Source organism: Mammaliicoccus sp. D-M19 (assembly GCF_022386695.1).
GTDB lineage: Bacteria > Bacillota > Bacilli > Staphylococcales > Staphylococcaceae > Mammaliicoccus > Mammaliicoccus sciuri.
Map to the genome: position 1 here is coordinate 1 of NZ_JAJNHW010000010.1, position 21,029 is coordinate 21,029.

The 21,029-nt window shown below is 33.8% G+C and carries 21 protein-coding genes; 17 read left to right on the forward strand and 4 right to left on the reverse strand.

Annotated elements, in window-relative coordinates:
• Window positions 1-216 (forward strand): transposase (locus tag LQ675_RS13550; protein WP_239728392.1); only part of this gene is annotated, 216 nt, incomplete at its 5' end.
• A 379-nt stretch (window positions 217-595) separates the two neighbouring features.
• Here LQ675_RS13550 and LQ675_RS13555 read toward each other — a convergent pair.
• From LQ675_RS13555 to scdA, 4 genes are all read right to left on the reverse strand, one after another.
• Window positions 596-1,462, reverse strand: coding sequence for a nuclease-related domain-containing protein (locus LQ675_RS13555; RefSeq protein WP_048540508.1), 867 nt, complete (start codon window positions 1,460-1,462; stop codon window positions 596-598).
• A gap of 111 nt (window positions 1,463-1,573) precedes the next feature.
• Complete coding sequence (locus LQ675_RS13560) at window positions 1,574-2,011, reverse strand: VOC family protein (RefSeq protein ID WP_081359384.1); 438 nt, start codon at window positions 2,009-2,011, stop codon at window positions 1,574-1,576.
• Window positions 2,012-2,069: 58 nt separating this feature from the next.
• On the reverse strand, window positions 2,070-2,825 hold the full coding sequence (locus LQ675_RS13565; RefSeq protein WP_075578332.1) for a class I SAM-dependent methyltransferase: 756 nt from the start codon (window positions 2,823-2,825) through the stop codon (window positions 2,070-2,072).
• A 25-nt stretch (window positions 2,826-2,850) separates the two neighbouring features.
• Window positions 2,851-3,534, reverse strand: a complete 684-nt coding sequence (gene scdA / locus LQ675_RS13570) for an iron-sulfur cluster repair di-iron protein ScdA (RefSeq protein ID WP_107610369.1) — start codon at window positions 3,532-3,534, stop codon at window positions 2,851-2,853.
• Window positions 3,535-3,747: 213 nt separating this feature from the next.
• Here scdA and LQ675_RS13575 point away from each other — a divergent pair, with 213 nt between their 5' ends.
• The 16 genes from LQ675_RS13575 (at window position 3,748) to cysC (ending at window position 20,748) form a co-directional block, all read left to right on the forward strand.
• A complete protein-coding gene (locus tag LQ675_RS13575) occupies window positions 3,748-4,311 on the forward strand; it encodes a PadR family transcriptional regulator (RefSeq protein WP_048540512.1) in 564 nt (187 codons plus the stop codon).
• Window positions 4,312-4,324: 13 nt separating this feature from the next.
• Window positions 4,325-5,473: an FAD-dependent oxidoreductase gene (locus LQ675_RS13580; protein ID WP_048540579.1), complete on the forward strand. Its 1,149-nt coding sequence runs from the start codon at window positions 4,325-4,327 to the stop codon at window positions 5,471-5,473.
• A 70-nt stretch (window positions 5,474-5,543) separates the two neighbouring features.
• Window positions 5,544-6,878, forward strand: coding sequence for a sodium-dependent transporter (locus tag LQ675_RS13585; protein ID WP_048540513.1), 1,335 nt, complete (start codon window positions 5,544-5,546; stop codon window positions 6,876-6,878).
• Between the two features lie 35 nt (window positions 6,879-6,913).
• Window positions 6,914-7,810 (forward strand): cidABC operon transcriptional activator CidR, encoded by an 897-nt coding sequence (gene cidR / locus LQ675_RS13590; protein WP_048540514.1) that lies wholly within the window; start codon window positions 6,914-6,916, stop codon window positions 7,808-7,810.
• Between the two features lie 149 nt (window positions 7,811-7,959).
• Window positions 7,960-8,343 carry a CidA/LrgA family protein gene (locus tag LQ675_RS13595; RefSeq protein WP_048540515.1) on the forward strand — a complete coding sequence of 128 codons (384 nt, stop codon included), beginning with the start codon at window positions 7,960-7,962 and terminating at the stop codon, window positions 8,341-8,343.
• Window positions 8,340-9,029 (forward strand): LrgB family protein, encoded by a 690-nt coding sequence (locus LQ675_RS13600; RefSeq protein ID WP_048540516.1) that lies wholly within the window; start codon window positions 8,340-8,342, stop codon window positions 9,027-9,029. Before LQ675_RS13595 ends, LQ675_RS13600 begins: the two co-directional genes overlap by 4 nt.
• A gap of 339 nt (window positions 9,030-9,368) precedes the next feature.
• Window positions 9,369-10,991, forward strand: a complete 1,623-nt coding sequence (locus LQ675_RS13605) for a BCCT family transporter (protein ID WP_048540517.1) — start codon at window positions 9,369-9,371, stop codon at window positions 10,989-10,991.
• 454 nt (window positions 10,992-11,445) lie between these two features.
• Complete coding sequence (locus LQ675_RS13610) at window positions 11,446-12,177, forward strand: phosphoadenylyl-sulfate reductase (protein ID WP_048540518.1); 732 nt, start codon at window positions 11,446-11,448, stop codon at window positions 12,175-12,177.
• Window positions 12,178-12,279: 102 nt separating this feature from the next.
• Window positions 12,280-14,100 (forward strand): assimilatory sulfite reductase (NADPH) flavoprotein subunit, encoded by a 1,821-nt coding sequence (locus LQ675_RS13615; protein ID WP_048540519.1) that lies wholly within the window; start codon window positions 12,280-12,282, stop codon window positions 14,098-14,100.
• Between the two features lie 14 nt (window positions 14,101-14,114).
• The gene (locus LQ675_RS13620; protein WP_372587805.1) at window positions 14,115-15,818 is read left to right on the forward strand and encodes an NADPH-dependent assimilatory sulfite reductase hemoprotein subunit; all 1,704 of its coding nucleotides are present in this window, start codon (window positions 14,115-14,117) and stop codon (window positions 15,816-15,818) included.
• A 20-nt stretch (window positions 15,819-15,838) separates the two neighbouring features.
• The gene (gene cobA, locus LQ675_RS13625; RefSeq protein WP_048540520.1) at window positions 15,839-16,609 is read left to right on the forward strand and encodes a uroporphyrinogen-III C-methyltransferase; all 771 of its coding nucleotides are present in this window, start codon (window positions 15,839-15,841) and stop codon (window positions 16,607-16,609) included.
• Between the two features lie 15 nt (window positions 16,610-16,624).
• The gene (locus LQ675_RS13630; RefSeq protein WP_048540521.1) at window positions 16,625-17,365 is read left to right on the forward strand and encodes a sirohydrochlorin chelatase; all 741 of its coding nucleotides are present in this window, start codon (window positions 16,625-16,627) and stop codon (window positions 17,363-17,365) included.
• Window positions 17,366-17,390: 25 nt separating this feature from the next.
• Window positions 17,391-18,005 carry an NAD(P)-binding protein gene (locus LQ675_RS13635; RefSeq protein WP_048540522.1) on the forward strand — a complete coding sequence of 205 codons (615 nt, stop codon included), beginning with the start codon at window positions 17,391-17,393 and terminating at the stop codon, window positions 18,003-18,005.
• 21 nt (window positions 18,006-18,026) lie between these two features.
• Window positions 18,027-18,935, forward strand: coding sequence for a sulfite exporter TauE/SafE family protein (locus LQ675_RS13640; protein WP_048540523.1), 909 nt, complete (start codon window positions 18,027-18,029; stop codon window positions 18,933-18,935).
• A gap of 15 nt (window positions 18,936-18,950) precedes the next feature.
• Window positions 18,951-20,129: a sulfate adenylyltransferase gene (gene sat / locus LQ675_RS13645; RefSeq protein WP_048540524.1), complete on the forward strand. Its 1,179-nt coding sequence runs from the start codon at window positions 18,951-18,953 to the stop codon at window positions 20,127-20,129.
• A gap of 19 nt (window positions 20,130-20,148) precedes the next feature.
• The gene (cysC, locus tag LQ675_RS13650; RefSeq protein ID WP_084755998.1) at window positions 20,149-20,748 is read left to right on the forward strand and encodes an adenylyl-sulfate kinase; all 600 of its coding nucleotides are present in this window, start codon (window positions 20,149-20,151) and stop codon (window positions 20,746-20,748) included.
• Window positions 20,749-21,029 lie beyond the last annotated feature (281 nt).

Consider the following 21,029-nt stretch of genomic DNA (forward strand, 5'->3'; position numbering starts at 1 on the left):
ATGATATTTGATAGACATGCCCATTTAAAGTATAGATATGGTAACAGAAAATTTTGGTGTAAAGGATTTTATGTAGATACAGTTGGTAGAAATAAAAAAGTGATAGAAAATTATATAAGAAATCAATTACAAGAGGATATAGTAGCAGAACAATTAACAATGATAGAGTACATAGATCCTTTTACTGGGGAAGAAACTCGAAAGAAGACAAAATAAAACAACCCTTTTAAGGGTTGCTGGGAAAGTAGTACATTTGGCTGATCTTCTCAGTGCCCTTTTAGGGCTGGTCAGTAATAGAAGCTTATAGCCGCAGAACAAACCACCCGTTAAACGGGTGGTTTTGATTTTTGAGAGGGGGTGAATCTATGGGGGATGGGGATCAGTAGATTCACTTTTCAAAATTAGAAATATAGGAAAACATATAGTCATTTTATAAATTTGGGCTCAAGTCTTGTCTTAAAGCAGGAGTAAAGCCAAGAGATCGCCTAAGTCTTGGCTTAAAGAGGTAGTAAAGCCAAGAGATCCCCCAAGTCTTGGCTTAAAGTAGGAGTAAAGCCGAGAAGAGCCCAAATTCTTTGATTAAGAAGGTACTATTCTATAAATAAAAATAACTTTTATGTTTCCCCTTCTTTTTAAAATGACGTTTACATACTCTTCTGATAGCATGCGCATCCGCACCACACCACAGTTCTGCTTCTTTCAATGTAAATGGCCCATTTTTTAATACGTATAATTCTTTTAAATTTTCTAAGTAGAGTAACTGTCTCTGTATCTGTCTTGAGCAATACATGCAATGACCGAATCTCATCCGTTTTTCTAATTGTATTTGGTTGATTTTACGGCAATGTGGGCATCTTAAGCCTGGTTTGATTTGTTCGAATGGAATTATATGTCTAGGGTAGGTCTTCGAAAAATCTTGTTTAAGTGTTTTGATTTTATTGAGGATGGCTCTATTTTCGTCTACTTTAAAATTATTAAATAGCTTTGGAATTTTGTGTAACTCTGTTGGTAACAGTACCTGTTTACGATTAGGTATGTCAGAGTGAAGTGTAAATGTGGGGTTTGTAAAGACGAGATAAGATATTATATCTCGTTTAATATTGAGATGTGATTTAATCAGTTCGAGTTCATATTCGGCTCTTTTCATTTGTAAAAAAGGGGTTTGGAATATATTCCCGTAACTATTTTTCATTTGATTATCGATGATATAGTAGTCGCCTTTATAGTGTTTGACTTCTAAATTGATTATCATATCATCATCTACAATGAGGAAATCGAGTTGAATTTTGTTCTTTATATTTAATTCAATGTTATGTACATAATTTAACTTAAGTTCTTGTTCTAACATTTGTTGTACAATTTGTTCACCTTCTTCACCTTGGATTTGTCGATAAATTTCTTGGGTGTCTTGATTGGCATCTATTCGACCAAAGATTGCCTTATTATATCGTGTGAGTTCCATCTATCAACCTCCTATTTTTTTACATTTATTATATATAATATTCCACTAAAATACAAATAAAAACATTTTAGAAACCATTTATCCTGATTACCAAAATGTTTTTACCATAACTTATTTGAGTTTTTCAGCTAATTCGATATATATGCCTTCTGGACCCTTGATATAACACAATTTATACATGTCTTCGAATTGCGTAATTTCTCCAATCACATTGGAAGATGTTGTGGCCAATTGTTCTACAACTTGTTCAATATTTTGAACTGAAAATGCAAAATGACTAGCGCCTATATTTCTTGGGAAATGTAAAGATTTGTTAGTCGTTGTTGATTGGTCACGAAATTGTATGAGTTCTATAGCTGTTTCATCGTGAGGAACTTTCATCATAGCAATACTTGCTTCTAAAGCATCTACACCATAAATATTGTCGATCCATTCACCATTAATATTTTGTTCTCCGATCAGTTCCAATCCTAACGTAGTAAAAAATGCTTTAACAGATTCTAAATCTTCAACGATAATACCTACATGATCCATTTTATTTAATTTCATGTTTACATCTCCAATTCAGTTAATAGTTATATTATAACTATTATATCTGTTGAGACGGTTATTTCCTAACAGCATGAACAATATAATTCATATCTTTTTTATATCGTTTCATTGTTTTAAACATATTAAAGAACATAGATCGATTTTCTTTCTTTAAGGCATTTTTAATAATTTTAAATGTACCTAGAACACCTTCATCTCGTATCATGCCAGCAGGTGTCATAAGTGTTAATGCGCCGATGTGCGATTCTATTTGTTTGAAACCAGCATCTTGATAAAGTTTGTACCACTCTGCTGTTGGTAGTGGGGTTACTTTCACGTTAATGGCATCACTTAAATGATAGATGATTTCATCTTTAGATTTAACATTAATAATTGCGATATCATGTGTTAATACGATGCCGCCTGGTTTTAAGACACGATAATATTCTTTTAATGCTTGTTCTTTCGCTTTGATTGGCAACATTGTAAGCATCGCTTCATTTAATACGATATCAAATTGTTCATCTTCAAATGGTAAGTTCATCGCATTAGCTTTTTGAACATTAATTAAATGAGATAAGTTTGCAGATGATACATTTTTAATACCTTTTTCTAGAGCTTTAGCATTTAAGTCGACACCTTCAATTCTACATCCGTAAGTTTTCGCAATTTGCATAGCTGTCGTACACATATTGCATCCAACTTCTAATACATATTTATCTCTCGTAAAATGGCCTTTTTTAATGAGCCAATCTGTCGCAATTTTTCCACCGGGTCTTAATCGTTTCTTACCTAACTTTGCTAAAAATGTATGTCCAGCTTCTTTTTTCATAATGAATCATTCCTTTAAAAAGTTTTTAAAGTAGATGTTTGTATTTCTTGAATAATACGTGGTTTTCTAAATGAACATGTTCATGTGTGTCGCGTTCTAATTGTTCTAAACGTTGATAGACAAGTCTCCATGTACCACATGCTTCTAGAGGTGGTTGGTAATCATTTGTGATGGCACGTATCTCTCGTAATAATTGTCCTGCTTCGTCATGGTCATCAACTAGGGATGTAATGGTTTCGTTTAATTGATTAACTTGTTTACCTGCTGATACATCTAAAAGTTTAGGGAACGACTGATGATCTTCTTCGTCAATATGTTCTAATAATGCAGACTTCAATTTAGTATATAAGTCCTTTAGTTCTAATAAATATGGATGACTTGGACCGTGAACTTTAGCCAACTTTGTAACATAAGGTGTTAAGTTTTGGAACTCAGTTCTCAATACTTCATGATATCGAGATTGAATGTACTGAATAAGTGAAGCAGCATCTAAATATTTAATATCAATTCCACAATTTTGTTGATCGACAGGTATGCTATTGAGTTGATTTAACAATGTTTCTAAATCGACCTTTTTATTATTAGACACAGCTTGATCAATGGATACATCACCTCCACAACAAAAGTCGATACCGTATTTACGGAAAATATCAGCAGACTTTGGAATATCTGTTACGACATCAGCAACATGACGCTCTTTAGTAATCATGTAATGACCTCCTTTAAAATATTTACCTTCTATATATCTCAATTATATTATATGAGAAACATTCTCAGTATTAGGGAGTTCCATGAAAATAACATAAAATTGTAAAAATATGGTATGAAAAGATGTCGATAAAATTTATTACGATATATCGCTTGACTCTTTTCGATATATCGGATAATATAACGATATATCGAAAAGGAGAAAGGTGATTATATGTTTAGAAGAAATTTTGAGGGAAGATTTAACAATCACAGAGGCCATATGATGAATCGTGATGGCTTTGATTTTGGAAAAGGTTTTGGCGGTCATCCGGGAAGAGATCGTTTCTTTAAGAAAGGGAACTTACAATTTATTATTTTAAAAATGTTAAAAGAAGAACCGAAACATGGTTATCAAGTCATTAAAGATTTAGAAGAAAGATTTAAAGGATTCTATGCACCAAGCCCAGGTTCAGTTTATCCAATTTTGCAAATGTTAGAAGATAGAGACTTTGTATCAATTTCTAAAGATGGTAATAAAAAAGTTTATACAATTACAGATGAAGGCGAAGCATTTTTAAATGAAAACATCAATCAAGATGAATTTACGAAACGATTAGAAGGATTCCAAAATGTTGATATTAAAGCAATGGAAGATGCACGAAATCAACTTAGAGATTTATTTAAAGAAATTATGTTAGCAGGAAGAGAAGCAGTGGAAGATGATGAGAAAAAAGCGAAATTCGAATCATTTATAAATGAAACAAAAGAAAAAGCAAAAAACTTATATAAAAACTAAAAAGAAGGTAAAAATGTTGAAAAGCAATAAAAATAATAAAGTAGCAATTATTGGTGGTGGTCCTGGTGGCTTAATGCTCGGTTTGTTACTACAAAAACAAGGAATTCCATTTACTATATTTGAAAAAGGTGAACGTGATATTAACGGCAACAGAGGTGGTTCATTAGATATTCACGAAGAATCAGGACAATTGCCGATTAAAGAAGCTGGTCTTATTGAAACATTTAAAAGTATGGCAAGATTTGAAGGCGAAGACACAAAAATTCTTGGACCAGATGGCACATTGTATTTTGAAGATGATGCTGAAGGTGAAGGCGGAAGACCAGAGATTGATCGTGGCGAACTTTGCGATATGATTCTTAACGAAATTAATCCAGAAAACATCCGTTATCATTATGAATTTAAAGCAATCGAAACGTTAAATAATCATAAAGTGAAAGTTACTTTTAATCATAATGTGAGTGAAATCTTTGATGTTGTAGTAGGTGCAGACGGATCCTTTTCTAAAGTGAGACCATTTATTACAGAGCAAGAAATCGGCTACACAGGCATATCAATGGTCGAACTAAACATTTCTGATGTGAAACAACAATTTCCAGATTTAGCTGCTTTTAATAAGAATGGTAAAATAATGGCGCTTGGCGGGGATCAAGCTATACTTGGACAATTAAACGGTGATGGATCGATTAAAGTTTATGTCACTTATCGCATGCCATATAAAGATTTAGATACGTATAAAGCTTTGTCACCCGAACAACTAAAATCACGTTTATTACAAGATTTTAAAGATTGGGATAAAGAGCTGTTAAAATACATTTCATATGCCGATGATAAAGTTCTGTTTAGAAGAATTTATAAATTGCCAATTGGTTTTAAATGGGAACGTCAATCGAATGTGACATTGTTAGGTGACGCTGCTCACGTTATGAGTCCATTCGCTGGTGAAGGTGTTAATACAGCTTTATATGATGCGTATTTATTAGCACGTGCATTTAAAAATCATGACAATTTAGAAGATGTGATAACAGCATACGAAGATGAAATGTACAAAGCTTCTGAAGAGCACGCACAAGAATCTCAAGATAATTTAGAGTTAATGTTTTCAGATAATGCTGCTGAAAAAATGGGCAGTATATTTACAGATGTAGAACAAATGTCATAAAAATTCTTACTGTGTAGATGATTAATTTACGTTATACTTCAATTAAGGAAGAACTGAATGGAGTGATAACATGGTCAATCAAAGAGATCAATGGTCATCTAAGATAGGATTTATTATGGCATCAGCAGGTGCTGCAATCGGTATTGGCGCAATATGGAAGTTTCCTTATGTTGCAGGTCAATTCGGTGGTGGCGCCTTCTTATTGTTATTTATTATATTTACATTATTTATCGGATTACCGATGTTGATTTCTGAATTTATCATTGGACGTGCAACAAACAAAGAAGCTGTTGCTGCCTATGATACGCTAGCACCCAAATCACCATGGAGAATAACGGGAAGACTTGGTGTTATTGGATGTTTCTTATTATTATCCTTTTACAGTGTTGTAGGTGGTTGGATTACAATTTATACAGCATTAGGATTAACAGGCAATCTTATATCTGATGATACAAATTACAGTAAAGTCTTTGAACAAATTATAGGAGAGCCATTTACTGTATTAATCGGTGTGTTTGTCTTTATTTTAATGAATGTTGTTGTGTTAAACTTCGGTATTAAAAAAGGTATTGAACGTGCAAATAATGTATTAATGCCTTTATTATTTATATTCTTTATTATTCTTGTTGCGAGAGCAGTAACTTTAGAAGGCGCATCTGAAGGATTATCGTTCTTCTTTAGTTTCAACTTTGAAGACTTCTCAGCTGAAGGCGTGTTATATGCGTTAGGTCAGTCATTCTTCGCGTTAGCTGTGGGATTCTCATGTATGGTTACTTATAGTTCGTATTTAAGTAAAAAAGAAAGTTTACCAACGTCAGCTATGTCGGTATCGATTATGAATATTATCGTGTCTATATTAGCGGGAATGGCGATATTCCCAGTTGTATTTGCTTTTTCATTAGAACCTACTGAAGGTCCTGGATTATTATTTATCGTATTACCTAATGTATTTGGCCAAATGGCATTTGGTTCAGTATTCTTAACGTTATTTTTACTGTTATTCTTATTTGCGACATTGACTTCTTCATTTAGTCAATTTGAAATTATCATTTCAGCTTTTGAAAAAGAAGGCAAAAGATCGCGTTCAAAAATAGTATGGGTATTAGGATTACTGACATTTATCGCTTGTATTCCATCATCACTGTCATATGGTGTTCTTGCAGATGTTTCGATTTTTGGGAAGTCTATATTTGATGCTACAGATTATTTAGTGAGCAACATACTATTGCCAATTGGCTGTTTACTAATCGCAATATTTATTTCGTTTAGAATGGATCAAGCTATTGTAAAAAGAGAATTCCAAATGGGGAATCAACTTTCTTTAAAATGGTTTAAATTATGGAAATTCTTAATGAGATATATCATTCCGATTATTATACTTATCGTATTTATATGTTCGCTTTAATTCTGTCATGAAATCCATGAAATGAGGTATAGCAAATGGAGTTTAAACAGTTAAAATATTTTGTGGAAATTGTTAGAAATGGTGGTATGACACAAGCTGCAGAACATTTATTTGTAGCGCAATCTACAATTAGTAAAGCTGTAAAAAATCTTGAAAATGAATTTGATGTCACGCTATTTGATCGTTCACAAAAACACATTAAACTAACAGATACTGGCGAAGTATTTTACGATAAAGCAGTAGAATTCTTAACGCTATTTGATCATTTGACGCTCGAATTGAATGATATCTTTGAAGTGCAACGTGGACATATTAGATTAGGGTTGTCACCTATGATTAAAGTGGATCTTATAACAGACAGTCTTGAGAATTTTCATGGTAAATATTCTAACGTCACATACGAAGTTACTGAAGGTGGCGGTAAAGCGGTAGAACATTATATTAATAAAGATGAAGTAGATATTGGTGTGACGACATTACCTGTAGATTCATCTAAATATAACAGCGTGCCACTTTATAAAGAGGAATTGTTTTTAGTAGTGAATAAGTCACATAAACTTGCAGAGAGACATCAAGTATCAATCAGTGAATTGAAAGATGAAGAATTTGTTTTGTTCCACGATGACTACTATTTAAGAGATATGATTATTGAGAACTGCCGGAAAGAAGGCTTCTATCCAAAGACAGTTGCTAAAATATCACAGCTTACCTTTATCAGCAATATGATAGAAAGAGGACTTGGTCTATCTATTGTGCCACGAAGTATTGCTGAACAAATGAGTGATGATGTGACAATGATTGAACTTGAAGGTGAAAAGATATATTGGCATCTCGGATTAATTTGGAAAAAAGGTGCCTATGTTAACAGAGTTACGAAAGAATGGATATTATTTCTAAAAGAATCATTAATCAAGAAACAGGCTGGAACATAATGTTCTAGCCTGTTTCTTGCTATGAACAATAAAAATATAATTGAACTATTCCGAAGTGGAATAGTTGTAATCGATAATATGTATTTTATTAATACTTTGAACCGTCCTATAATATTGTCTATAACGTCTTATTAAAAGGATGAGTTTATATGATTAAATTGTTTATAAAGATACTTTTTCAAGTATCTCTCATATATATGATTACTCAAATTGGTAAATGGCTTCAAGAAATATTACATATACCAATTGCAGGTAGTATTGTTGGACTAGCATTATTATTTTTATTACTTCTAACAGGTATTTTACCTGAACGATGGATAGAAGTCGGTGCTAATAAATTAATTAATGTTATGATTTTGTTTTTCGTGCCTTCAATTGTAGGTATTATGGATATTGCAGATCAGATTGGACCAGGTTATATCATTATGGTCGTGTTACTCATTGTGAGTACAAGTTTAGTAGCACTGTCATCTGGTTATGTTTGTGAGAAGTTTTTAAATATTAATAAAACGGATAAGGAGAATGCATCATGATTATACAATCTTTATTGATGGTACTTTTAACATTAGCTTGTTTTATCATCGCTAAGAAACTACAAATTAAATATAAACATCCTATTCTTAATCCAGCACTGATTGCTTCAATTATGATTGTCGCAATTTTATTAGTCTTAGGTATGAATTACAAAGACTACATGGTAGGTGGTTCATGGATTCATCAATTTTTAGATTGTTCAGTTGTGAGTTTAGCGTATCCGTTATATAAATACAGAAAGTTGATTGTCGCGAACTTCAAAATTATTATTTCAAGTGTATTGGCAGGTATCATGGTTAACTTTGTCCTTATTTATGGTGTCCTATATATAATGGGATATCCGAGTTCAACGATTGTAACAATTTTACCTAGATCGATGACAGCAGCAGTAGGCATTGAAGTGTCTCATCAAATGGGTGGAACAGATACGATAACGGTTATGTTTATTATAGCGACAGGCTTAATTGGTAGTATTTTAGGTAATTTTTATATTAGTAAAGCGAAGTTTAAAAGTGATTTAGCGAAAGGTTTAACGTATGGTAATGCTTCACATGCTTTTGGTACAGCAAAAGCTTTAGAATCCAATATCGAAGCAGGTGCATTTAGTACAATTGGTATGATTTTAACAGCTGTACTCAGTGCGATTATGTTACCAGTACTTTATTTAATGACCACTTATATTTAATGAGATATAGAAGGAGATATGGCAAATTTCATGTCATATCTCCTTCTTTTTTATATAAATTTATATTCATTGAATATGTATAAAAATTCATAATAAAAGAACGTTAGATTTGTTACGTTCGTTAAATTTTAACTTAACACAACCGTTGTAGCAATATTTATAATGATTATAAAAAGTGTATTATATATATTTATTCATAAGTAATGATGCTTTTCATTGTATGTAATTTGCATTTTTATTTAAAGTTCTATAGTGTCTTCATTGTGATTTAAATCATCGTGTTCATTAATAATGATTATTTAACGATGTACATTAATCGACAACGAGGAGTGTTCAGAAGTGAAGAAACATAAAGTAATGGACTGGTGGACATTTTATGGGACGGTTGCAGTATTACTTATCGCTGTTATACCGATGATGGTATTCCCTAAAGCTAGTCAAGAAGTCATCACAAGTATTAATGATGTTATTTCAGACTCATTAGGATCATGGTATCTATTACTTGGATTGATTGTTTTTGCATTTGTATTATACATAGCGTTTGGGAAATACGGGAATGTCACTTTAGGTAAAGCAAGTGATAAACCTGAATTTAATAATTTTAGTTGGATTTCGATGCTGTTTTGTGCGGGTATCGGTTCTGATATTCTATACTGGGGTGTCATCGAATGGGCATACTATTATCAAGTGCCGCCGTATGGGGCAGGTAGTATGACGGATGAAGCACTCGAATACGCAACAATGTATGGCATGTTTCATTGGGGACCAATAGCTTGGGCGATTTATGTGTTACCTGCTTTGCCAATTGGTTATTTAGTATTTGTTAAGAAGAAACCAATTTATAAAATCAGCCAAGCATGTAGACCAATTTTAAAAGGTCAAACGGATAAATTACTCGGTAAAATTGTAGATATTTTATTTATTTTTGGATTATTAGGCGGTGCAGCGACATCATTAGCATTGGGTGTACCAATGATTTCTGCTGGGATAGAGCGACTTACAGGACTTGACGGTGAGAATATGGTTATGAGAAGCATTATCTTACTTATCATTACAGTCATCTTTGCATTTAGTTCTTATACTGGCTTGAAAAAGGGTATACAAAAATTAAGTGATATTAACGTTTGGCTAACGTTCTTAATTTTAGGAATCGTACTGATTGTTGGGCCAACGATATTTATTATGGAAACGACTGTATCAGGATTAGGAAATATGTTGAAGAATTTCTTTAGAATGGCAACATGGTTAGAACCATTTGGTGGTGTAGGAGATAGAAAAGAAACAAACTTTCCTCAAGATTGGACGATATTCTATTGGTCTTGGTGGTTAGTATATGCGCCATTTATTGGCTTATTTATTGCCAGAATTTCCAAAGGCCGTACGTTAAAAGAAGTCGTATTAGGTACAATTATTTATGGAACTTTAGGATGTGTATTATTCTTTGGTATCTTTGGTAACTATGCAGTGTTCTTACAAATTTCAGGACAATTTGATGTCATTCAATTCTTGAATCAACATAGCGCTGAAGCCACTATAATAGAAGTGATGCATCAATTACCATTTCCAAAAGTAATGATTGTTCTATTCTTAATCTCAGCATTCTTATATTTAGCAACGACATTTGATTCGGGGTCATATATATTAGCAGCAGCAACTCAAAAAGAAGTCATAGACGAACCATTAAAAGCAAATCGATTATTCTGGGCGTTTGCATTATGCTTATTGCCATTTTCATTAATGTTAGTAGGTGGAGAACGCGCGTTAGACGTCTTGAAGACCGCATCCATATTAGCGAGTGTGCCACTAACCGTTATATTTGTGATGATGATGGTTTCATTTATCCGGACACTAGGCGGAGATCGAATTAAATTAGAAGAACGAGCTGAAAAATTAAAAGCAGTAGAACGACGATCATTAAGAATCGTTCAAGTACGGGCAGAAAAAGAAGACGATAACTTATAATAAAAATTCCAACAAAATCTTATGGTTTTGTTGGAATTTTTATATCTTAATTTTGTTAGAAGCATTTTTGATGAGAAGTGTGAATAACGATAGGAGTAGTTACAAATTTGAGTAGTTTTGTAAATAAGGGTGCTGTTAGAAACAAATCCAGGAAGTTTTGTAAATAAGGGTGCTGTTAGAAACAACTCCGCGGAGTTTTGTAACTAAGCCCCAGTTAAAAACAAACTAACACTGAAGTGTTCACAATACCTAACATTTTCAGTGAATAATTTCTTCATTAAATAGACTGAAAATTTAAAAAGAATAGTTGACATCATATGATGTATCGGGTATGCTAATCATCATAATTTATTATTTCTTAGTAAACTTATCTGTTTAAAATAATTTCTGCTAAAAACATTGATTTTAAACATAAAAGCTTGTAGAAATAAGTATAAGGAGGACGTTATATATCATGGCCGAAGTGTTAACTTATGAACGTTTTGACACTGATCCTTTTAAAGATATTGATATTGACGATGAAACTAAAGGTGCATATCAAATAATTAAATGGGCGTATGAACATTATGGAGATTCTATCGTATATTCATGTAGTTTTGGGGCAGAGGGTATGATTTTGATAGATTTAATATCAAAAGTTAAACCAGATGCCAAAATTGTCTTCTTAGATACTGATTTGCATTTTCAAGAAACGTACGATTTGATTGACCGTGTGAAAGAAAGATATCCAACATTAAATATTGAACTTAAAAAGCCAGATTTAACGCTAGAGCAACAAGCAGATCAATATGAACCGGCACTATGGACAAGTGACCCGAATCAATGTTGTTATATCAGAAAGATTAAACCGTTAGAAGAAGTATTATCGGGCGCTACTGCTTGGGTCTCAGGACTAAGAAGAGAACAATCTCCAAGTAGACAAAATACCGATTTTATTAATAAAGATGAAAGATTTAAATCTATAAAAGTTTGTCCTTTAATTTATTGGACTTGGGACGACGTATGGGCATATATTGAACGCCACGATTTAACCTACAATGAACTTCATGACTTTAATTATCCAAGTATTGGATGTATTCCTTGTACAGCTCAAGTATCTTCTTCAGGTGATTCACGTGAAGGAAGATGGACGAATTTCAACAAAACTGAATGTGGTTTGCATACAGTAAATAATAAACCTAAGTAATCTAATTAAGAGATTTATTAATCTTTTTTTAGCATAAATCAGACTATTCCCATAAGAATAGTATTTAAAACTTAAATAATTGGACAGGATGAGGTGACATCTTTGGAATTATCAGTAACAAATAGCCCTTTTAATCAAGAGCAGTCAGAAAAGTTAAATCAAGTTTTTGCAACACTTACAACTGAACAAAAGATTTGGTTGAGTGGTTACTTATCGGCGTCAGTCGTGCAAGGTGGTCAAGCAAGTGCACCTGTTGTTGAGCAATCTACAGCAGTAAGCAGTGAACCTAAGTTTAAGAAGCGAGATATTACGGTATTGTTTGGTTCTGAAACAGGTAATGCTCAAGGTTTAGCTGAAACGTTAGAAAGTAAATTAAAAGAAAAATCATTCAATGTCAATCTTGCATGTATGGAAGATTTTAAGACAAAAGATTTAAAGAAAGTAGAAGATTTATTTATTATCACAGCGACTCATGGAGAAGGAGATCCACCAGATAATGCAATTACATTCCATGAGTTTTTACATAGTCGTAAGGCACCTAAGTTGAATGATGTTAGATTCTCAGTGTTAGCACTTGGAGACGAATCATATGAATTCTTCTGTCAGACGGGTAAAGATTTTGATAAGAGATTAGAAGAGTTAGGTGCAGAGAGAATACATCCAAGAGTAGATTGTGATTTAGACTTTGATGAACCTGCTGAGAAATGGATGGAAGACATTTTAAATTCAATCGGACAAGTATCAGGTCAAACGGCAGAGGAACCCGTTAAATTAGATGCTGAAGATTTATCAGCTACTCAAACATATTCACGCTCTAATCCGTATGAAGCTGAAATTTTAGAGAATATTAATTTAAACGGTAGAGGTTCAAATAAAGAAGTTAGACATATCGAACTTTCTTTAGAAGGTTTCAATGATTCATTTGAACCAGGCGATTGTATCGGCATATTTCCTAAAAATGATCCCGAAATTGTATCAGAGTTAATTGAAACACTCGTTTGGGATCCAGAAGAAATTGTGCCAATTAATGATTCAGGCGATACATTAAGTTTACGTGATGCATTAACTAATCATTTCGAAATTACAAAATTAACAAAACCAATCGTCACAAAGGCTGCGAATATCTTCGGTAATGGTGTGTTATCTGAAAAAGTTAAAAAAGATCGATGGATTTACGGATACGTTGAAGGTCGCGATTTAATAGACTTATTAAATGATTTTCCACCTGAAGATTTGCAACCAGATGCTTTGCATCAAATATTGAGAAAATTACCAGCTCGTGAATATTCAATCGCAAGTAGTCATCAAGCAGCACCTGATGAAGTACATCTTACTATAGGAGCAGTTCGTTATCACTCTCATGATAGAGATAGAAAAGGTGTTTGCTCAGTACAATTTGCAGAACGATTACAACCAGGTGATACAGTACCGATTTACTTGAAGAAGAATCCGAACTTTAAGTTCCCTAAAACAAGTGAAACGCCTGTCATTATGATTGGACCAGGTACAGGTGTTGCGCCATTTAGATCATATATTCAAGAAAAAGAAGAATTAGAACTTACTAATAAAGCTTGGTTATTCTTCGGTGAACAACACTTTACGACAGACTTCTTATACCAAACGGAATGGCAAGGTTGGTTGAAAGATGGCGTACTTGATAAATTAAGTGTCGCGTTCTCAAGAGATTCAGAAGAAAAAGTATATGTACAACATAGAATTGAAGAAAACAGTAAAGAATTTTATCAATGGATTCAAGAAGGTGCAGCAATCTATGTATGTGGAGATGAAAAACATATGGCTAAAGATGTGCATCAATCCATTTTAAATGTCATTCAAAAAGAAGGACATTATAACGAAGAAGAAGCAGAAGAATTTTTAACTGAATTAAAAAAAGAGAGAAGATATCAAAGAGATATTTATTAAGAGGGGGCAATATTGTGAGCACTCAAACTAATTTATCCGACAAATTAGATGAAATGGAACACATTAAGAATAGAAGTAATTATTTAAGAGGAACAATTAAAGAAGGTTTAGCAGATGAAATAACTGGCGCAATAGCTGAAGACGATACTAAATTACTTAAATTCCATGGTAGTTATATGCAAGATGATAGGGATATTCGTGATGAGCGTCGTAAACAAAAGTTAGAACCAGCATATAGTTTCATGATTAGAGTTAGAGTTCCAGGTGGTACGGCTACTGCTGATCAATGGGTTGCGATGGATGATATTTCAACAGAATACGCTAATAACACAATCAAACTTACAACAAGACAAGCGTTTCAATTCCATGGCATCTTGAAAAGAAATTTAAAAAGTTCAATGCAAAGTATCCATCATGCAGTCATGGATTCATTAGCAGCATGTGGTGACGTTAACAGAAACGTCATGTGTAATCCAAATCCATATCAGTCAGGCGTGCACAAAGAAGTAGATACACTTGCTACACAAATAAGTGATCACTTATCACCTCAAACTGGTGCGTATCACGAGATTTGGTTAGACGATGAAAAAATTATCGATACAAAAGAAGAAGTTGAACCAATGTACGGTAAGACATACTTACCAAGAAAATTCAAAATAGGTATCGCTGTACCACCATCAAATGATATTGATGTTTATTCACAAGATATCGGATTGATTGCAGTTATTGAAGATGATCAATTAGTCGGATTTAATGTGACAGTCGGTGGCGGTATGGGTATGACACACGGTGATACGAAGACATACCCTCAAGTAGGACGTTTATTAGGCTACTTCCCTAAAGAAGAAGCGGTAGATGTTTGTGAGAAGATTTTAACTATCCAACGTGATTATGGTAATAGAGAAAACAGAAAGAACGCACGATTTAAATATACTGTTGACCGTCTTGGTGTTGATTTTATTCGTGAAGAATTGAATAAACGTTTAGGTTGGGAAATTGAAGAGGCAAAACCATTTGAATTTAAACATAATGGTGACCGATACGGTTGGACTGAAGGAAGCGGAAAATGGCACTTTACATTATTTATTCAAAATGGACGTGTCAAAGATACATCTGACTACAAATTGAAGACAGCACTTAGAGAAATTGCTGAAATTCATACTGGAGACTTCCGTCTAACGCCAAACCAGAATTTAATCATTGCCAATGTAGCTAAAAGTAAAAAACAACAAATTCAAAAAATTATTGATAAATACGGAATTACAGATGGTGAACATTACACAGGACTTAGAAGAAATTCAATGGCATGTGTTGCGTTTCCAACGTGTGGTTTAGCGATGGCTGAATCAGAACGTTATCTACCAACACTTATTAATAAAATAGAAGGACTTTTAGATGAAGCAGGGTTAAATGAAGAAGAAATAACGATTCGTATGACAGGGTGTCCAAATGGATGTGCAAGACCAGCATTAGCTGAAATTGCATTTATTGGTAAAGCGCCAGGTAAATATAATATGTATCTTGGCGGTGGATTCACTGGAGATCGTTTAAATAAACTATTTAAAGAAAATATTGGTGAAGATGAGATTTTAGAAAGCTTAAAACCAATTCTGATTCAATACGGTAAAGAAAAAAATGATGGAGAACACTTTGGAGACTTTGTTATCCGTAAAGGCATTATTAAAGAAGTGCATTCAGGACAAGACTTCCACAGTTAATCAGAAAATGGGGTGTAAGAATGGGGAAAGTATTTTTGGTTGGTGCAGGACCGGGCGATCCAGATTTAATAACGGTTAAAGGTATTAAAGCCATTAAACAGTCTAATGTCATATTATATGACCGACTCGTTAATAAAGCATTATTAGATTATGCAACTGAAGACACGAGAATGATTTATTGTGGTAAAAGTCCGAATAAGCATTCTTTAACTCAAGATGAAATTAATGAATTGCTCGTAAAACTTTCTCTAGAAGGTTACACCGTAACAAGACTTAAAGGTGGCGATCCATTTATCTTTGGTCGTGGTGGCGAGGAAGCAGAAACATTAAATAGCTATGATATTCCGTTCGAAGTGGTTCCAGGTATTACTGCTGGTGTTGCAGCACCAGCTTATGCTGGTATTCCAGTAACACATAGAGATTATAGTTCATCTGTTGCCTTTATAACAGGTGTTATGAAAGACAGTGTTGATGAAGATGAATATTGGAAACACTTAGCACTAGGACCTGAGACACTTTGTATTTATATGGGTGTAAAGAAGTTGCCTGACATCCAAAAATTATTAGTGAAACATGGTAAAGATATTCAAACACCAGTAGCATTAATTCATTGTGGAACTTCACAGAAACAAGTAACAGTGACAGGGACTTTAGAAGACATCGTAGAGAAATCAGAACAAATCACAAACCCTGCAATGATTGTTATTGGAGAAGTCGTCAAACTAAGAGAACGCATGAGCTGGTTTGAAGAAGTGGCATCAGAACAGAACGTTCCACAACTTATTTATTAATACTGGAGGGATACAATGATAGGCGTGTTATATGTCAGTCACGGTAGCAGAATTAAAGAAGCGACAGATGAGGCAATTTCTTTTATAGAATCAGTGAAACAGTCTATTGATATACCTTTACAAGAAATTTGTTTCTTAGAATTAGCACAACCGGATATTCAGCAAGGCGTCGAAAAGTTAATAGCAAAAGGTGCAACCGAGATATCCGTTATACCCGTATTATTACTAAGTGCAGGTCACTATTTTAAAGATATACCGAAAGAGATAGATGAAATTAAGACACAATATCCAGAAGTAACATTTACTTATGGAGAGCCTTTAGGTGTTCAACCAAGATTAACAGCCATTCTTAAAGAACGTATTGAAGAAACGAAAGTCGAGATTCAAGAAGATGCTAAATTACTTGTTGTTGGAAGAGGGAGTTACAATCCGCAAACGAAGATAGATATAACAGCTATAGGTCAAGCTTTATATGAATCGACAGCATTTAAAAATGTAGAAGTATGTTACTTAGCTGCCTGTGAGCCATCTTTTGAAGAAGCTTTGCAAGATGCATTACATGAAGAATATTCACAAGTATTCATTGCACCGTATCTTTGGTTTACAGGTGTCTTGGAGCGTCACATAGAGCAAACAGCAGCAGAACATAATACGAAAAGCGACATCATCGTATGCGAACATTTAGGTCATCATCCATCCATACAAGCAGCATTGAAAGATCGCGTATTAGAAACACTGACGACTCAAACAGTTTAAATATCAGATTAAAGGATGATTTATTGTGGCATACATTCCAATCAATTTAGATTTACAAGATAAAATCGTCAAAGTTATTGGTGGCGGTAAAATTGCTGAACGTAGAGTGAACGCACTGATAGATAGTGAAGCGTTGATTCATGTTATTTCACCAGAACTTACAGACCATTTAAAGCAATATGAAATTGAAGGGAAATTGAAATGGCACAAAAAGGACTTTGAAATATCTGATATAGAGCATGTTGATTTTATTATAAATGCCACGAACTCACCAGAAATAACCGATGTCATTAAAGATAATACCCCTAAACATTGTCTGATTAACATGGTTGGTGATGCACAAGATGGCAATGTGATATTTCCTGGGACATTAAATAGAGGTAAGTTGCAGATAAGCGTCACATCAAATGGTGCAAGCCCAAAGTTAGTGCGTAATATTTTGAAAGAATTAGATCAACAATATTCAGTAGATTATACAGAATATGTAGATTTTTTATATGAATGTCGCACAATCATTAAATCACTAGAAATAGAGCAAACAGAAAAAAACCAATTATTAGAGAACATTTTGTCTCATCAATATTTCGATACGGATGAGCAAAATAAATTCATCAATTGGTTGAAACGACAACTTAAATAGAAAGCCAGAGAGGAGTAGCGTATGCGAAAGTTAACAATATTTGCATTAGTAGGTTTTTTAGCACAACTTATAGACGGTTCTCTTGGGATGGGATTTGGTGCAACCTCTTCATCATTACTATTAACTTTTGGAGTGGCACCAGCAATCGCATCTGCAACCATTCATTTTTCAGAAGTGGCAACAACAGCAGCATCAGGACTTTCACACTTAAAGTTTAAAAATGTTGATAAGTCTATTATTCTAAAGCTTGCTTTACCAGGCGCGATAACTGGATTTATCGGTGCGGGTGTATTGAGCAACTTGCACAGTGATTTTATTAAACCATTCATCGCCTTATTCTTATTATCAATGGGAATTTATATTATTTATCAATTTGTATTTAAAAAACAGCAAAACCAACAAGTGAAAGATGGCAGATTTTCAGCTTTATTACTTGTTCCACAAGGTGCAATTGCAGGATTCTTAGACGCAATTGGTGGTGGTGGATGGGGTCCAGTCAACACACCATTATTACTATCAAGAAATAAAATTGAACCAAGATATGTTATCGGAACAGTTTCAGCGAGTGAGTTCTTTGTGACAATTTCAACTTCATTAGGATTTATTATCTTCTTAGGTTGGAATCAAATAAATATTTTACTCGTCGTTGCGTTAGCATTTGGTGGCGTCGTAGCAGCACCGTTCTCAGCATGGCTAGTGAAGACTTTACCGGTGTATGTTTTAGCAGTACTTGTCGGTGGTCTAATCATATTTACAAATAGTAGTGTTTTATTAGGTACTTTAATTAGCAGTGAAGCAACAGTCAATATTATAAAAGGTATTATTATCCTTGCTTGGTTAGGTCTAGTACTATTCACACTTTACCAACATAATAAATTTCCTTTTAATATTCAAAATCAAAAATCAAAAGAAGTAGATCAAATTAATTAATAGGAGTGAATATTGATGGTATCAGCAACTCAAAAGACTAAAGAAACAATCGAAGCTCATGGTGGAGAATTAATTAATCGCCAAGTAACAGGTCAAGAAAGAGCAGAACTTATTGAAGCGGCACAATCATATCCTAAATTAACATTAAATCCTTGGAGTCTATCAGATTTAGAATTAATCGCAATTGGTGGTTTCAGTCCACTGACAGGGTTTTTAAGCGAGAAAGATTATATCAGTGTCGTTGAAAATCTACGTCTAGAAAACGGACTTGTATGGAGTATTCCAATTACATTACCGGTTACTGAAGAAGAAGCAAACAACTATGAAATAGGTTCAGACATCGCTTTATATGGAGAAGACAATCATTTATATGGTGTGTTAAAACTTGAAGAGAAATATACGTATGATAAAGCTAAAGAAGCTCAAAATGTATACGGCACAACAGATGTGGATCACCCAGGTGTGAAACGTGTATATGAAAAAGGTAATGTTTATTTAGCTGGTCCAATCCAATTAGTTGATCGACCAAAGCATGATGAATTTAGTGATTTCCATTTAGACCCAAGTGAAACACGTGAATTATTTAAAGAATTAGGATGGAAAACAGTTGTAGGTTTCCAAACGAGAAACCCAGTTCATCGTGCGCATGAATATATTCAAAAAATAGCACTTGAATCAGTTGATGGATTATTATTAAATCCTTTAGTTGGTGAAACGAAGTCTGATGATATTTCAGCTGAAATAAGAATGGAAAGTTATCAAGTTATCTTGAAACATTATTATCCTGAAGAAAGAACACGTCTTGTTATTTATCCAGCAGCAATGAGATATGCTGGCCCACGTGAAGCCATTTTACATGCATTAGTACGTAAGAATTATGGCTGTACACACTTTATCGTCGGTCGTGACCATGCAGGTGTCGGTGACTACTATGGTACATATGACGCACAAGAATTAATTTCACAATATGAAAATGAAATTGGCATTCAAATCTTTAAATTTGAACATGCATTCTTCTGTACAGTTTGTGACAACATGACAACAGCAAAGACATGTCCTCATGACAAATCAAATCATGTTCATTTAAGTGGAACAAAAGTAAGAGAGAAACTTCGTAACGGTGAACAATTACCAAAAGAATTCTCAAGACCAGAAGTAGCAGATGTATTAATCAAAGGTTTAAGACAAAATTAATTTCTTTAGGAGTGGAATAATGAGCGCGTCAACAAATATTACATGGCATGATTCTGAAGTAACAAAAGCACAAAGACAAGAACGTAACGGTCATAAAAGTGTTGTGATTTGGTTTACTGGTTTATCAGGATCAGGTAAATCAACAATATCTGTAGCATTAGAAAAAGCATTATTTGAACAAAATATCACTTCATATCGTTTAGATGGAGATAATATTCGTCATGGATTAAACCAAAACCTTGGATTCAGTCCAGAAGATCGAAAAGAAAATATCCGTCGTATCGGTGAAGTCGGTAAATTAATGGTAGATGCAGGTGTTGTCACAATGACAGCATTCATCTCACCATATGAAGAAGACCGTAATACAGTTAGAGATATCCTTGAAGACGGTGAATTCATCGAAGTCTTCACTAAATGTAGTTTAGACGAGTGTGAATCAAGAGATCCAAAAGGACTGTATAAGAAAGCAAGAAGCGGTGAAATTAAAGAATTCACTGGCATTAATGCACCATATGAAGAACCATCAAACCCTGAAATAGTCATTGATACAGAAAACGAAAGTGTAGAAGAATCTGTAGATAAAATCGTTGCATACTTAAAAGAAAATCAATATTTATAATGATAAAGCTCACAACGCTAGCTAGTGTTGTGAGCTTTTTGTATTGTGGTGGAGTGCTTATGAACAAGTTTGGCAAGAAGTGTTCATAAGGCTGTCACTATTTACAATTTTCACGAGTTTTGTAAATAAAGTAGCCGTTACAAGCAGTTCTGGCCAAAGGTGCAAATACTGATACCATTAAAAGCAGTTCTAGCCAAAGATGCAAATACTGATACCGTTAAAAGCAGTTCTGGCCAAAGGTGCAAATACTGATACCGTTAAAAGCAGTTCTGGCCAAAGAT

What these genes read in the sequence shown, in the direction of transcription:
- LQ675_RS13600 (WP_048540516.1), top strand. Translation starts at nt 8,340, where the DNA reads ATGATTATACAATCTTTATTGATGGTACTTTTAACATTAGCTTGTTTT.
- LQ675_RS13630 (WP_048540521.1), top strand. Translation starts at nt 16,625, where the DNA reads ATGATAGGCGTGTTATATGTCAGTCACGGTAGCAGAATTAAAGAAGCG.
- LQ675_RS13555 (WP_048540508.1), bottom strand. Translation starts at nt 1,462, where the DNA reads ATGGAACTCACACGATATAATAAGGCAATCTTTGGTCGAATAGATGCC.
- cysC (WP_084755998.1), top strand. Translation starts at nt 20,149, where the DNA reads ATGAGCGCGTCAACAAATATTACATGGCATGATTCTGAAGTAACAAAA.
- LQ675_RS13560 (WP_081359384.1), bottom strand. Translation starts at nt 2,011, where the DNA reads ATGAAATTAAATAAAATGGATCATGTAGGTATTATCGTTGAAGATTTA.
- sat (WP_048540524.1), top strand. Translation starts at nt 18,951, where the DNA reads ATGGTATCAGCAACTCAAAAGACTAAAGAAACAATCGAAGCTCATGGT.
- LQ675_RS13585 (WP_048540513.1), top strand. Translation starts at nt 5,544, where the DNA reads ATGGTCAATCAAAGAGATCAATGGTCATCTAAGATAGGATTTATTATG.
- LQ675_RS13595 (WP_048540515.1), top strand. Translation starts at nt 7,960, where the DNA reads ATGATTAAATTGTTTATAAAGATACTTTTTCAAGTATCTCTCATATAT.
- LQ675_RS13610 (WP_048540518.1), top strand. Translation starts at nt 11,446, where the DNA reads ATGGCCGAAGTGTTAACTTATGAACGTTTTGACACTGATCCTTTTAAA.
- cidR (WP_048540514.1), top strand. Translation starts at nt 6,914, where the DNA reads ATGGAGTTTAAACAGTTAAAATATTTTGTGGAAATTGTTAGAAATGGT.
- scdA (WP_107610369.1), bottom strand. Translation starts at nt 3,534, where the DNA reads ATGATTACTAAAGAGCGTCATGTTGCTGATGTCGTAACAGATATTCCA.
- LQ675_RS13580 (WP_048540579.1), top strand. Translation starts at nt 4,325, where the DNA reads ATGTTGAAAAGCAATAAAAATAATAAAGTAGCAATTATTGGTGGTGGT.
- cobA (WP_048540520.1), top strand. Translation starts at nt 15,839, where the DNA reads ATGGGGAAAGTATTTTTGGTTGGTGCAGGACCGGGCGATCCAGATTTA.
- LQ675_RS13640 (WP_048540523.1), top strand. Translation starts at nt 18,027, where the DNA reads ATGCGAAAGTTAACAATATTTGCATTAGTAGGTTTTTTAGCACAACTT.
- LQ675_RS13575 (WP_048540512.1), top strand. Translation starts at nt 3,748, where the DNA reads ATGTTTAGAAGAAATTTTGAGGGAAGATTTAACAATCACAGAGGCCAT.
- LQ675_RS13565 (WP_075578332.1), bottom strand. Translation starts at nt 2,825, where the DNA reads ATGAAAAAAGAAGCTGGACATACATTTTTAGCAAAGTTAGGTAAGAAA.